The sequence below is a fragment of the Desulfomicrobium norvegicum genome (assembly GCF_900114595.1).
Classification (GTDB): Bacteria; Desulfobacterota; Desulfovibrionia; order Desulfovibrionales; family Desulfomicrobiaceae; genus Desulfomicrobium; species Desulfomicrobium macestii.
In genome coordinates this window covers 59545-72730 of record NZ_FOTO01000003.1, presented here as the reverse complement: position 1 = coordinate 72730, position 13186 = coordinate 59545, and the positions used below count along the sequence as shown (strand labels likewise).

13 protein-coding genes are annotated in these 13186 nt (G+C 61.9%); 12 read left to right on the top strand and 1 reads right to left on the bottom strand.

Going from position 1 to position 13186, the window contains the following annotated elements; all coding sequences use genetic code 11:
• Positions 1 to 5 precede the first annotated feature (5 nt).
• From fliS to rpe, 9 genes are all read left to right on the top strand, one after another.
• Positions 6 to 416 carry a flagellar export chaperone FliS gene (gene fliS / locus BMZ24_RS06125; RefSeq protein ID WP_092190362.1) on the top strand — a complete coding sequence of 137 codons (411 nt, stop codon included), beginning with the start codon at positions 6 to 8 and terminating at the stop codon, positions 414 to 416.
• Positions 417 to 500: 84 nt separating this feature from the next.
• On the top strand, positions 501 to 2384 hold the full coding sequence (gene asnB / locus BMZ24_RS06120; RefSeq protein ID WP_092190360.1) for an asparagine synthase (glutamine-hydrolyzing): 1884 nt from the start codon (positions 501 to 503) through the stop codon (positions 2382 to 2384).
• 51 nt (positions 2385 to 2435) lie between these two features.
• Positions 2436 to 3371: a zinc-ribbon domain-containing protein gene (locus BMZ24_RS06115; protein WP_092190358.1), complete on the top strand. Its 936-nt coding sequence runs from the start codon at positions 2436 to 2438 to the stop codon at positions 3369 to 3371.
• Positions 3371 to 3544: a hypothetical protein gene (locus BMZ24_RS19655; protein ID WP_153304604.1), complete on the top strand. Its 174-nt coding sequence runs from the start codon at positions 3371 to 3373 to the stop codon at positions 3542 to 3544. The genes BMZ24_RS06115 and BMZ24_RS19655 overlap by 1 nt, the downstream gene beginning before the upstream one ends.
• A 144-nt stretch (positions 3545 to 3688) precedes the next feature.
• A complete protein-coding gene (gene ahbC / locus BMZ24_RS06110) occupies positions 3689 to 4882 on the top strand; it encodes a 12,18-didecarboxysiroheme deacetylase (protein ID WP_092190356.1) in 1194 nt (397 codons plus the stop codon).
• 9 nt (positions 4883 to 4891) lie between these two features.
• Entirely contained in the window at positions 4892 to 5869 is a 978-nt protein-coding gene (gene hemB / locus BMZ24_RS06105; protein ID WP_092190354.1) for a porphobilinogen synthase, read from the top strand.
• Positions 5869 to 7071: a heme b synthase gene (gene ahbD / locus BMZ24_RS06100; protein ID WP_208599812.1), complete on the top strand. Its 1203-nt coding sequence runs from the start codon at positions 5869 to 5871 to the stop codon at positions 7069 to 7071. The genes hemB and ahbD overlap by 1 nt, the downstream gene beginning before the upstream one ends.
• Before the next feature lie 11 nt (positions 7072 to 7082).
• On the top strand, positions 7083 to 7541 hold the full coding sequence (gene ahbA / locus BMZ24_RS06095; RefSeq protein WP_092190876.1) for a siroheme decarboxylase subunit alpha: 459 nt from the start codon (positions 7083 to 7085) through the stop codon (positions 7539 to 7541).
• Entirely contained in the window at positions 7538 to 8206 is a 669-nt protein-coding gene (gene rpe, locus BMZ24_RS06090) for a ribulose-phosphate 3-epimerase (protein WP_092190352.1), read from the top strand. Before ahbA ends, rpe begins: the two co-directional genes overlap by 4 nt.
• An 81-nt stretch (positions 8207 to 8287) precedes the next feature.
• Here rpe and crcB read toward each other — a convergent pair whose 3' ends face one another.
• Entirely contained in the window at positions 8288 to 8662 is a 375-nt protein-coding gene (crcB, locus tag BMZ24_RS06085) for a fluoride efflux transporter CrcB (RefSeq protein ID WP_092190350.1), read from the bottom strand.
• 316 nt (positions 8663 to 8978) lie between these two features.
• Here crcB and BMZ24_RS06080 point away from each other — a divergent pair, with 316 nt between their 5' ends.
• From BMZ24_RS06080 to BMZ24_RS06070, 3 genes are all read left to right on the top strand, one after another.
• Positions 8979 to 9764, top strand: coding sequence for a LytR/AlgR family response regulator transcription factor (locus BMZ24_RS06080; RefSeq protein WP_092190348.1), 786 nt, complete (start codon positions 8979 to 8981; stop codon positions 9762 to 9764).
• A 9-nt stretch (positions 9765 to 9773) separates the two neighbouring features.
• Positions 9774 to 11480, top strand: a complete 1707-nt coding sequence (locus BMZ24_RS06075; protein ID WP_092190346.1) for a LytS/YhcK type 5TM receptor domain-containing protein — start codon at positions 9774 to 9776, stop codon at positions 11478 to 11480.
• Between the two features lie 245 nt (positions 11481 to 11725).
• Positions 11726 to 13186, top strand: a complete 1461-nt coding sequence (locus tag BMZ24_RS06070; RefSeq protein ID WP_092190344.1) for a carbon starvation CstA family protein — start codon at positions 11726 to 11728, stop codon at positions 13184 to 13186.

Below are 13186 nucleotides of genomic sequence, written 5' to 3'. Positions count from 1 at the left end.
GCACAGTGCACAAAGCCGCCAACGCCTACATGCAGACCCAGGTCACCACCACAACCCCCGGCCATCTCGTGGTCTTGCTTTACGACGGTGCCATCACCTTCCTGGAGCAGGCCAAGGGAGAGATAGAGGCGAAAAACTTTGCCAAGAAGGGCATCCTCATTTCCCAGGCTCTCGATATCATAGCCGAACTCGACGGCTCCCTGAACGCGGACAAGGGCGGGGAAATCGCCCGGAACCTGCACAAGCTCTACATGTACTGCAGCACCCGCCTGCTGCAGGCCAACCTCAAGATGGATATAGACATGGTGGACGAAGTAATCGGGATCCTGTCCTCTTTCAGATCCGCCTTTTCGGAAATCTCCAAGAATCCGGCTCACCAGGCACCTCCCAGGGCGGCCGCCTATTACGCCAGATAGGCCGGGGCGCCCAGTCCTGGCCGGCATGTAAGGCACGCATTCTGCAAACGCTTTCCCAGATCACACTTCAACAGGAAAAGCGACATGTGCGGCATAGCCGGTTTTTTCAATCCGAGCGGAATCTCTCCGCAAGATAACGTTCTTTCGTCCATGGCCCAAGCCCTGGCCCATCGCGGGCCGGACCATCAGGGCCTGTTCCTGGATCGATACTGTGCCCTGGCCTACAGACGGCTTTCCGTCATAGATCTGGCAGGGGGCAATCAGCCCGTGGTCCATGAACCGTCCGGGGCGGTCCTGGTTTTCAACGGCGAAATCTACAATTACCAGCCGCTTCGGGCCGAACTTGCCAGCCTTGGCCATGTTTTCCGCACCCACTCGGACTCTGAAGTCCTGCTCGCGGCCTACCTGCAGTGGGGCGACAAATGCCTGCGCCGCCTGGTCGGCATGTTCGCCTTCGCGGTCTGGACCCCTCGTACGCAAACGCTGTTCCTGGCCCGGGACCGCATGGGCAAGAAACCGCTTTTTTACACGCTCCTGCCCGACGGAACCCTGATCTTCGCCTCCGAGATCAAGGCCATCCTGCACTTTCCCGGCGTGCAGCGCGCCATGAACCCCTTGGCCATGGACCGACTGCTGGACTATGGATTCAACCTGGCTCCGGATACGTTTCTGCAGGGAATCAGCCAGGTTCCGCCCGCCCACGCCCTGCTGGCTGACGGCAACGGACACCGGACCGCCCCCTACTGGGACATCCCCATGGACCGCCCCGTGGCCAAAATCTCCGAGGACGAAGCCGCCGAGGGTCTGCGCCATCATCTGGTCGAAGCCGTGCGCGACCGCCTCGTGGCCGACGTGCCCGTGGCTTCCTACCTCAGCGGAGGCATCGACTCCAGCAGCGTCACCGGACTCTATGCGCACCTCTCGAACGCCCCCGTGCACACCCTCTCCATCGCCTTCGAGGACGCGGGCTATGACGAGCGCCATTTCGCGCGCATGGTCTCAAGCTCGTTCGGAACCAGCCATCACGAATTTCTCTGCACCATCGCCGAGAAGGAAATCGAAAAACTGGTCTGGCATCTGGAGAGCCCGATGGTCACCCTCCTGAATCTGCCGCTCTATCTTTTGTCCAAACAAATAAGGGATATGGGTTTCAAGGTAGTCCTGTCCGGAGACGGGGCAGACGAAATCCTGGGCGGATACGACTATTTCAAACTCTTGAAGCTCATGGACTTCATCGGCAGGAACGAAAGCGTCGGCCGCGCGAACCTGCTGCGCCGGGTCTTTCCCGGCATCACGTCACAGCAGCAGGCCTGGATGCAGTATGCCGCACTCAAAGGTTATCCGGCCGCGCATCCGGCTCTGCCCTACAGATTCCAGGCCTTCCAGTTCAAGGGACAGCTCATGAGCGACGCCTTCGTGAACCGCCTGCTGCCCGTGATCCAAGAGCGCGACGAAGAACTGCCCACCGTTCCGGGTGACAGGTCCCTCATGGACCAGGCCCTGTACCTGGAGACCAAGATGCGCCTGCCGAACCTGACCCTGGCTCTGGCCGACACCATGAGCATGGCCAATTCCGTCGAACTGCGCTCGCCGTTCATGGATCACCGGCTGGTGGAGTACGTCTTCTCCCTGCCCAGTCATCTCAAGATGCGCGGCCTCAATGAAAAGTACCTACTCAAAAAGAGTTTCCGCACCTTCCTGCCCCCCGCCATCAGCCAGCGCCGCAAGCAGCCTCTGGCGCCTCCGAGCAAGTGGTTCGTGCGCATGTTCAGAGACATGATCGGCGACGTTCTCTCTGCCTCCACCGTGCGCGACAAGGGCTATTTCAGGCCCGAATTCACGGACCACATGCTACGCGAGTTCGATGCGGACAGCCCCATGGACTACAGCGGCGTGATCATTGTCGCCCTCTTCGTGCATCTCTTCGACGACCTCTTCGTGTCCGCCAAATCCCCGCGCGGTTGCTAATCGAGACAAGAGCAGGTATCAGCCTTCTCGCAAGAGGAGAACGCATTTACCATGAACATCATCTGTCCCAAGTGCGGATTCGGACGCACTGTCAACGAAGAGAAGCTGCCTCCGAAAGCGGTCATGGCCACTTGTCCCAAGTGCCGGAATCGCTTCAAATTCCGTGAAATAGCTCCGCTCGAACATATCGAACCAACAACCGATTCTCCGCCTCCGGCACCAGCGTTCGCCCCTGAAAACCGGGACACGCAGGAAGAGGCCCAAGGCCCGGTGCAACCGGAGCAGACACCTTCCGGGCCCGTCGAATCGCCCGCGCCGCCGCATGACGAAGACCTTTGGAACGAACTGGCCGCGCTCAAAGAGGACGAGGACGAAGATCCCCACACCGAGCACCAGCCGGAACCGTCCCTGCCGCTGTGGGAGAAGGCCGAATCCGGCTATCCGCGCGCCTTCGCCCAGACCTTCCTTGAGGTGCTGTCCAATCCCAAGGGCTTTTTCTCGGCCATGCCCGTGGGATACGGGATGGTCAAACCGCTGCTTTTCTTCCTGATCATCGTCCAGGCCGTGGCCCTGTCCCAATCCGTCTGGCAACTCTTGGGCATCATCCCCCCGAACGCGCTGACCGAGAATCTGGACAACACGTTGCAGGCGGCTCTCTCGCTCATCCTGTACCCGATTGAAGTCTGCGTCTTCCTGTTTCTCGACACCGCCATGAACCACTTCTTTCTGCGGCTCTTCAAGGCGGACACCAAAGGCTTCGAGGGCACCTTCAGAGCCGAGACCTACAGCGCGGCGCCCATGCTGCTCATGATCGTCCCGTACATCGGCCTGCCCTTGGCCATGATCGGCGTGGTCGTGTACAAGTTTCTGGGACTGCGCCATGTGCACGGCGCCACGAACAAACAGGTGCTGGCCGTCCTGATCCTGCCCATGCTGCTGGCCATAACCGTCGCCATCGTCCTGACGCTGTTGACCGGAGGGATCTGATGCGCAACTTCAAAGCCTGGTGGCGCACGGCCCTGAACAAGCCGAAGGATCCCCGCAAGCCCCGCAGCGGCGCGGACAATCCGGCGGCAAGACGCGAGCCCATCGCCGGGGATTCCAAGGACCACACGGCATCGCTTTTAAACGCCGAGCCTCCCACCCACACCCTGCAGTAGGCGTTTTTCACCCCTTGACTTGACAATGGCAACCATTAGGACAAGCCTTCGGCTTTCTCGTTTTTTACGGACCCGGCCGCACCTTCCGGCGCGGCCGGGATCGCACATCACCCCGACGAACCCCAGCGTTCACATGAGGCAACCATGATCGGTATTTCAAAATTATACTGCGGCACGGTGGAACCTTCCGATGCACTTCGCTACGGACGCGATTCCGCCCAACTCCCCTCTCACCTGCTGCAGTTCGCCAAGGACAAGAAGCCCGTTGTGGTCTGGAACATGACCCAGCGCTGCAATCTCAAATGCGTGCACTGCTACGCCCACGCCGTGGAGCCGAGCAATCACAAGGACCCCATCTCCACGGATCAGGCCAAGGCCATGATCGACGACCTGGCCAAGTTCGGCGCGCCGGTCATCCTCTTCTCCGGCGGCGAACCCCTGGTGCGCGAAGATCTGGTGGATCTGGCCAAATATGCCACTTCCACGGGCATGCGTGCGGTCATCTCCACCAACGGAACGCTCATCACCAAGGCCAAGGCCCGCGAGCTCAAGGAAGTCGGACTGTCCTACGTCGGCATCTCCCTTGACGGCGCCGAGGCCGTGCACGACCAGTTTCGCGGCGTGACCGGCGCCTACAAGCTGGCGCTCAAGGGCGTGGAAAACTGCCAGGCCGAAGGGCTCAAGGTGGGACTCAGGTTCACCATCAACAAGCGCAACGCCGCCGAGATTCCGCACCTCTTCGATCTGGTCGAATCCCTGGAAGTCCCGCGCATCTGTTTTTACCATCTGGTCTATTCGGGACGCGGCTCCGAGCTGATCAAGGAAGATCTGGATCACGCCGAGACCCGCGCCGTGGTCGATCTGATCATGGATCGCACCCGCGCCCTGCATGACAAGGGCAAGCCCAAGGAAGTGTTGACCGTGGACAACCACGCCGACGGCCCCTACGTCTACTATCGCCTGCTCAAGGAAGATCCGGCCCGCGCCGCCGAGGTCATGGAACTTTTGAAGATGAACGAAGGCAACTCCTCGGGACGCGGCATCGGCTGCATCTCCTGGGACGGCGCCGTGCACGCGGACCAGTTCATGCGTCACCACACCTTCGGCAACGTCCTGGAGCGCCCCTTCTCCGAGATCTGGGTCGACGAAAAGATCGAACTTCTGCACAAGCTCAAGGACAAGCGCCCGCATGTGAAGGGCCGTTGCGCCACCTGCCGTTTCCTGAACATCTGCGGCGGCAACTTCCGGGCCCGCGCCGAAGCCTTTTACGACGACTTCTGGGCTCACGATCCGGCCTGTTATCTGACCGACGAGGAAATCAGCGGCGAAAAGCTCTAGGAGAACGGCATGAACACCTTTCATCGCGGCCGCCGGCTGCGTTCAAGGAGCGTCCTGCGGGACATGGTGAGGGAGAGCCGGCTGGGACGGGAGGACCTGATCCAGCCGTATTTCGTGGTAGAATCGGACCCGGACTTCAAGAAGCCCATCAGCTCCATGCCAGGACAGTTCCAGCTGGGCCTGAACCAGCTCCTGAGCGAAGTGGGTCCGGCCGTGGATGCGGGTCTCAAAAGCCTCATCCTCTTCGGCATCCCCGTTGAAAAAGATCCGGCCGGCACCCAGGCCTATGCCGAAAACGGCATCGTGCAGGAAGCCATCCGCCGCATCAAGAGCCGCTGGCCCGAGCTGATCGTGGTCGCGGACACCTGCCTGTGCGAATACACCTCCCACGGGCACTGCGGACTGGTCTCCCCCGAAGGCGTAGTCCAGAATGATCCGACCCTGGCGCTGCTGGCCCGCACGGCAGTGGCCCAGGCCCAGGCCGGCGCGGACATCATCGCGCCCTCGGACATGATGGACGGTCGGGTGGCTGCCATCCGGGAAGCCCTCGATGAAAAGGGTTTCCTGGACACGCCCATCATGTCCTACGCGGTCAAGTACTCCTCGGCCTTTTACGGCCCCTTCCGCGACGCGGCCGAAAGCGCGCCCAAATTCGGAGACCGCAAGACCTACCAGATGGACCCCGCCAACTGGCGCGAGGGCCTGCGCGAAGCCGCCGCCGACGTGGAAGAGGGCGCGGACATCCTCATGGTCAAACCGGGCCTGCCCTATCTGGACATCATCCGTCTGGTCCGTGACAACTTCGACCTGCCCGTAGCCGCATATCAGGTCAGCGGGGAATACAGCCAGATCAAGGCAGCGGCCATGAACGGCTGGATCGACGAAACCGCCGTGGCGCTCGAAAGCCTCATCGCATTCAAGCGGGCCGGCGCGGACCTGATCCTCTCCTACTTCACCCAAGACCTGCTCAAGGCGGGACACGTATAATGCAAAAAAATCCTCATCACGGCGCAGGCCATTCGGGTCTGGACGGGCCCCCTGCCGGGCATCCGGGTGGTCACCCGGGTGGACATCCCGGGGGCAAACCCGGCGGACACCCGGGCGGCATGGTCACGACCCTGGCCGACGGCACCCCGGCCTGCAAGCTCATCGCCTGGGAAGTGACCCGCTCCTGCAACCTGGCCTGCAAGCACTGCCGGGCCGAGGCGCACCTGGAACCCTACGAGGGCGAGCTGGACACGGCCGAGGCCAAGGCGCTCATCGACACCTTTCCGCAAGTCGGCAATCCGATCATCATCTTCACCGGCGGCGATCCCATGATGCGCGCCGATGTCTATGAGCTCATCCGCTACGCCACCGACAAGGGCCTGCGCTGCGTCATGTCGCCCAACGGGACGCTGATCACCCCGGAAACCGCGCAGAAGATGCGCGAGTCCGGAGTGCAGCGCTGCTCCATCTCCATCGATGGTCCCGACGCGCAAAGCCACGACGAGTTTCGCGGCGTGCAGGGCGCGTTCGACGCTTCCATGCGTGGCATCGAATACCTGAAGGAAGCCGGCATCGAATTCCAGGTCAACACCACCGTGACCCGTGCGAACCTGAGCAGCTTCAAGAAGATCTTCGACCTTTGCGAACACATAGGCGCCGTGGCCTGGCACATCTTCCTGCTGGTGCCCACGGGCCGGGCCGCCCAGCTCGGAGCCGAGGTCATCACGGGCCAGGAATACGAGGACGTGCTCAACTGGTTCTATGATTTCCGCAAGACCACGAACATGCACTTAAAGGCCACCTGCGCCCCGCACTACTACCGCATCATGCGTCAGCGGGCCAAGGCCGAGGGCGTGCCGGTCACACCCGAAAACTTCGGCCTCGACGCCATGACCAGGGGCTGTCTTGGCGGAACCGGCTTCTGCTTCATCTCCCACGTCGGCCAGGTCCAGCCCTGCGGCTACCTGGAGCTGGACTGCGGCAACATCCGCACCACCCCGTTTCCGGAAATCTGGCGTTCATCGAAGCAATTCAAGCAGTTTCGCACCCAGGAAGATTACGAAGGCAAGTGCGGCATCTGTGAATACCACAAGGTCTGCGGCGGCTGCCGTGCCCGGGCATATTCCATGAACGACAACTACATGGGCGAAGAACCGCTGTGCACGTACATTCCCAAACTCGCCGAACGGCGCAAAGCCTGATGGGTGGAAGCATGGATGATTTTGACAAGAAGATCCTGGACATGATCCAGACGGGCTTCCCCCTCGAAGCCCGTCCCTATGAAGAGATCGGCCTCAAGGTCGGCCTGACCGAGGCCGAAACTCTGGCCCGCGTGCGGGCGCTGACGGAAAAAGGCGTGATCCGCCGCATCGGGGCCAACTTCCAGTCCAAGAAGCTGGGCTGGCACTCGACCCTGTGCTCCGCCGCCGTGCCCGAGGACAAGCTGGACGAATTCATCGCCGAGGTGAACAAGCTCCCAGGCGTTACGCACAACTACCTGCGCCAGCACCGTCAGAACATCTGGTTCACCTTCATCGGTCCGTCCTGGGAAGATGTGCAGGAGACCCTGGCCGGAATCACCCGCAAGACGGGCATCTCCATCCTGAACCTGCCTGCGACCAAGATGTACAAGATCCAGGTCGACTTCAAGATGGGCGACAGGGAGGAATGATGCGCGAATTCATCCTCTCGCCGTCCCTTTTGTCCTCGGATTTCGGCGCGCTACGCTCCGAGCTGACCGCCCTTGAAGAGGCCGGCCTCAAATGGGTGCACTGGGATGTCATGGATGGGGCCTTCGTGCCGAACATCACCTTCGGCCCTCCGGTCATCAAGCGCCTGCGCAAGACCTCCCGGCTCTTCTTCGACGTGCACCTCATGATCGAACGCCCCGAGCGCTACATCCAGGAGTTCGCCGACGCGGGCGCCGATCTGCTCTGCATCCACGCCGAAAGCACGCTGCACCTCGAGCGTACGGTCAGCGCCATCCGCGAGGCGGGCATGCAGGTCGGCCTGTCGCTGAATCCGGCCACGCCGCTGGGTGTCGTCGAGTATCTGCTGCCCCAGCTGGACATGGTGCTCATCATGAGCGTGAATCCGGGTTTCGGCGGCCAGTCCTTCATCCCGTTCTGCAAGGACAAGATCGCGACCCTGTCCGGCATGATCCGCTCTCGCGGGCTGTCGACACTGATTCAGGTCGACGGGGGCGTGACCCTGGACAACGCAAAAGAGCTCTTCGACCTTGGAGCCGACGTCCTGGTCTCCGGCTCGGCCTTCTTCGGGTTTCCCCCGTATGCCGAGCGGCACAAGGCGTTTCAGGATGCCGTGCACGCGAAATAGACGGCCTGCATCGCTCCCCGTTTCCACGCAACCCTGGCCACGGCGGGGGTTTTCTTTTTCATGCACGCGCGGGCTTTACCCCTAAACGATCCTGCCCAGTCCCGTGCCCAGGTAAAGGGCCGCGAACCCCACCACATTCTGCCCAGCCAGATTGAGGGCCAGCTTGAGCCACTGGCCGTCGTCAAGGATGCCGCCGCTTTCGAAGATGAAGGTCGAGAAGGTCGTGAACGCGCCCATGAAGCCGGTGAGAATCAGGATGCGGGCCTGCGCCGACAGGAGCCCCCGCTCCTCGGACAGAATCCAGACCAGCCCGAACAGGAAGCAGCCCGTGATGTTCACCGCCCAGGTGCCCCAGGGAAAGTCCCGCCCCATGACATTGTAGACCAGCCCCGAAAGCCAGTAGCGGCACAGTGTTCCACACGCCCCGGCCAGGGCGATCAAGGCAATTTTCGACATGAGTTTTCCTCGCGGTTGATTCGCTTGTTGCATCGACGCTCCTGGACAGTCGCATGCACAAGCGGGAACGCCATGCTGATCCGCCGTGAAAAGCCCCGGCTGATCCGGAACGCTCGGGGTTCGGCATGGCGAAGACTTCGCTTATCAAAGCCCCGGATGATTGTGGAGCGCTATCCCGCCCGGAACAATTATTTCTGCCGCAGAATCGGATGGACATCAATGCGGGCTGTATCTCATTTCAAAACAGAGAGTTACGTCCTTGATGCGTTTTGTGCACGATTCTGATAAAGGCGCGGCAAACACCATGAGAGCCCCCATGACATCACCTATCCGCTGCCTGCTTGTCGATGACGAACCGCCCGCCCTGGACGAACTGTCCTATCTTCTGTCCGGCTTTGAGGATGTGCGGATCGTCGGCACGGCCATGTCCGCATCGCAGGCCATGGAGGAAATCGTGCGACTGCGCCCCGAAGTGGTCTTTCAGGACATCCAGATGCCGGGCGCGACCGGCTTTCATGTTCTGGAGCGGGCGCTCAAATGCCCCGAGCCGCCGCTCTTCGTCTTTGCCACGGCCTATGACCAGTATGCCATCCGCGCTTTCGAGGAGAACGCGGTGGATTATCTGCTCAAGCCCGTCTCCCGCGAACGCCTGGCCAACTGCCTGGGGCGGCTGCGCAACCAGTTGCGCCACATGAACCCGGGTCAGGCCGCGCAGCCGAAGCTGGAAGAACTGCTGAAGGGCATGGGACTCGGCCAGCCGCTGGTGCGCATCTCCGTGGAGCATCGGGGGCGCGTGCTGCTGCTCGGGCACGCCGATGTCGTCCTCATCCGCACGGAAGGGCGCCGCACTTTAGTGCACACGCGCGACACGCAGTATGTGCACCACGGCCCCGGCACCCTGGATCGCCTGGAGGAAAAACTCGCAGCCCTGTCCTTCTTTCGCGCCAACCGGGGCGAGCTCGTCAATCTGGCGCAGGTCAGGGATTTCGCGCCCTGGTTCAACGGCAAATATCTTTTGACCATGCGCGATCACGCGGCCACCGAAATCACCGTCAGCAAAGCCAGGGTGCGCGATTTTCGCGACCAGCTCGGCCTTGCGTAAAGGATAACCATGAATTCCGACGCCCTCATCCTGGCCCTGGCCGAACGCCTCGGCCTCATCGTGGCCGGAGCCTTCCTGCTCCTGACCATCACCCCCATCCACAAGATGCGTCTGCGCCAGGGCCCCTCGTGGCGTTCGACGCTGCTGCAGATCCTCTTCTTCGGCGCGGCAGGAATCCTGGGCACCTACGGAGGCAACCTCGTCTCCCAGTCCGTGGCCAATCTTCGGGCCATGGCCGTGATCACGGGCGGCCTCTTCGGCGGCCCCGTGGTCGGCATCGCTTCCGGACTGATTGCCGGAGGGCACCGCATCCTCATCGATATCGGCGGATTCAGCGCCGTGCCGTGCGGCCTGTCGACCATGATCGAAGGCGCGGCCGCCGGGCTGCTGACCCTCTATCTCAAGGAACGCAGCGTGGACTGGCGCTGGGCGGCCGGACTGGCCCTGGGCGGCGAGACGCTGCACATGGGCATGGTCCTGGCCCTGTCCCACTCCTTTGCGGAAGCAGTGGAACTGGTGCGCATCATCGCCGCGCCCATGATCATCCTGAACACCTTGGGCGCGGCCACCTTCGTACAGGTCATCAACGTGGTCTTCCGCTACCGGGCCAGGCAGGATTCGGTCCAGGCCCAGGAAATCCTCGACATCGCCAACTCCACGGTCAGTCACTTGCGCTCCGGGCTGACCCCCGAGAGCGCCCTGGCCACGGCGCGCATCATCCACAGCCGGGTCGCGGTCGGCGCCGTGGCCATCACCGACGAAACCAACGTCCTGGCCCACATCGGCGTCGGCGACGACCATCACCTGGCCGGACGGCCCATCGTCACCGAGGCTACCCGGACCGTGCTCGAGACCGGGCAGCCCATGTTTCTGAGCGCAAAGGAGGGCATCGGCTGCGGACACCCGAACTGTCCCTTTGCCTCGGCCATCATCGTGCCCCTGACCAAGGGCGGAAGCGTCGCCGGGACGCTCAAATTCTATGGCACGGCCAACAAATCCCTCGACCTGCTGCTCTTCGAGCTGGGCAAGGGGCTTGGCAACCTCTTTTCCACCCAGCTCGAACTGGAAAACATCCAGATCACCGAACGCATGCTCGCCCATGCCGAAATCCGGCGCCTGCAGGCCCAGATCAATCCCCACTTCCTGTTCAACTCCCTGAACACCATCACCTCCTTTTGCCGCACCAGTCCCGAAAAGGCCCGCAGCCTGCTCCAGGACCTGTCCAGCTATCTGCGCAAGAGCCTTGAGGCCAGCCGGGGATTCGTGCCCCTGTCCGAGGAACTGGACCAGATCCGCTGCTATCTGGCCATCGAACAGGCCCGCTTCGGTGAGCGCATTCGGATCGACTTCGACGTGCAGGAAGGATGCGAATCCTGGCCCATCCCGCCGCTGATCATTCAGCCCCTGGTCGAAAACAGCGTGCGTCACGGCATTCTGGCCCACGAAAACGGCGGAGAGATCCGTGTGCAGGTGCGCAAGGAAGGCGCGTGCCTGCATGTGGAGGTCAAGGATGACGGGGTAGGGATGGATCAGTCCCAGGTGAACCGGCTGTTCGCCAAGACCAGGCTGGATTCCCGGTCGGGCGGAATCGGCGTGCGCAACTGCTTCCAGCGGCTGGAACAGATCTTCGGCCCGTCCTATCTCCCGCAGGTCGTCAGTGCGCCCGGCCAGGGCACCTGCATCGACTTCATGCTGCCCATGCCGGCCCGGGTCTAGCTCCCGTTTCTTCATCGGCGCCGACAATTCCGATCACGAACAAGACGTTTCGGCTCTCCTGGCGAACGCTTCAGGCGCTGAAAAAGACATTTTAAACGAGACTTCTTGTCCCCTTGCATCCTGTTGGCCTAAAGCGCGTCATATCCGCCGAGTTCGACTCGGCAAACCATCCCGGTCATGGCAGCATGACCGAAAGTTGATTTGAAGAGATCTGGCGCAACCAACTTTTTTCCAAGGAGGGACACTTGTTTTACTTCTTCTTCGCCGTCGCGGCGCTTATCACCGGCTATTTCGTTTACGGCAAGATCGTCGAATCCAGTTTCGGCGTCGACAGCTGCAAGGCCACCCCGGCCTGCCGACTCGCGGACGGAGTCGACTATGTCAAAATGAACCCAAAAACCATCTACATGGTGCAGCTCCTGAACATCGCGGGACTCGGGCCCATTTTCGGCCCCATACTTGGCGCCCTCTACGGCCCGGCCGCACTGGTCTGGATCGTGCTCGGCAGCATCTTCGCAGGCGCGGTGCACGACTACTTCTCCGGCATGATGTCCGTACGCTATGACGGCAAATCCATCCCTGACGCCGTGGGTCACAACCTCGGCAACTTCGCCAAACAGTTCATGAACGTCTTCTCCGTCATCCTGCTGCTCCTGGTCGGCGTGGTCTTCATCCTCGGACCGGCCAAGCTTCTGGCGGTCAAGATCGGCTTCAACCTGGACAAAAACGTGGCCGTCGTGGTCTGGACCGGCATCATCTTCGCCTACTACTTCCTGGCCACCATCCTGCCCGTGGACAAGATCATCGGCCGTCTCTATCCGCTCTTCACCGCCTGCCTGCTGATCATGGCCTTCGGCCTCTCGGCCATGCTCATCGTGGACGGCTACACCTTCTTCCCCAACGGCGTGGGCCTGGCCAACGTGCATCCCAAGGGCCTGCCCATCTGGCCGCTGATGTTCATCACCATCGCCTGCGGAGCCATCTCCGGTTTCCATGCCACGCAGTCGCCCATGATGGCCCGCTGCATCCCCGATGAAAAATGCGGCCGCCCCATCTTCTACGGCGCCATGATCGGCGAGGGCATCATCGCTCTGGTCTGGGCCACCCTGGGCATGACCTTCTACCAGACCCCCGAAGCCCTGCAGGCCACCCTGGCCAGCGGCGGCCCCGCAGCAGTGGTCGACCAGGTCGCCACCACGCTGATGGGACCCATCGGCGGTTTCCTGGCCATCATCGGCGTCATCATCCTGCCCATCTCCTCCGGTGACACGGCCTTCCGCGCCGCGCGCCTGATCATCGCCGACTTCAGCAAGGTCGAGCAGAAGTCCGTCATCAAGCGCCTCATGATCGCCGTGCCGCTGTTCGTGATCGGCTTCATCATCACCAAGACGGAATTCAACGTCATCTGGCGCTACTTCGGCTTCGCCAACCAGACCCTCGCCACCATCGTGCTCTGGGCCTCGGCCATGTACCTGGTCCGTCACGGCAAGGCACACTGGATCGCCAGCGTCCCCGCGACCTTCATGACAGCGGTCTGCTCCACCTACCTCTGCGTGGCCCCGGAATTTCCGCTGCACCTGAGCTCCGACTACGGCTATCCCATCGGCATCGCCGTGGCCGCGGCCTGCTTCGTCTGGTTCATGCTCGCGGCGCGCAACACGCCCATTGAAGAAAACCCCGTCGACTCACCCGGAGTCATCGGCTGA

Bases quoted from the DNA above. Each gene is read 5' to 3' on its own strand.
- hemB (WP_092190354.1), top strand. From the start codon at position 4,892: ATGAACACCTTTCATCGCGGCCGCCGGCTGCGTTCAAGGAGCGTCCTG.
- BMZ24_RS06080 (WP_092190348.1), top strand. From the start codon at position 8,979: ATGACATCACCTATCCGCTGCCTGCTTGTCGATGACGAACCGCCCGCC.
- asnB (WP_092190360.1), top strand. From the start codon at position 501: ATGTGCGGCATAGCCGGTTTTTTCAATCCGAGCGGAATCTCTCCGCAA.
- ahbD (WP_208599812.1), top strand. From the start codon at position 5,869: ATGCAAAAAAATCCTCATCACGGCGCAGGCCATTCGGGTCTGGACGGG.
- rpe (WP_092190352.1), top strand. From the start codon at position 7,538: ATGATGCGCGAATTCATCCTCTCGCCGTCCCTTTTGTCCTCGGATTTC.
- BMZ24_RS06075 (WP_092190346.1), top strand. From the start codon at position 9,774: ATGAATTCCGACGCCCTCATCCTGGCCCTGGCCGAACGCCTCGGCCTC.
- BMZ24_RS06115 (WP_092190358.1), top strand. From the start codon at position 2,436: ATGAACATCATCTGTCCCAAGTGCGGATTCGGACGCACTGTCAACGAA.
- ahbA (WP_092190876.1), top strand. From the start codon at position 7,083: ATGGATGATTTTGACAAGAAGATCCTGGACATGATCCAGACGGGCTTC.
- crcB (WP_092190350.1), bottom strand. From the start codon at position 8,662: ATGTCGAAAATTGCCTTGATCGCCCTGGCCGGGGCGTGTGGAACACTG.
- ahbC (WP_092190356.1), top strand. From the start codon at position 3,689: ATGATCGGTATTTCAAAATTATACTGCGGCACGGTGGAACCTTCCGAT.
- BMZ24_RS19655 (WP_153304604.1), top strand. From the start codon at position 3,371: ATGCGCAACTTCAAAGCCTGGTGGCGCACGGCCCTGAACAAGCCGAAG.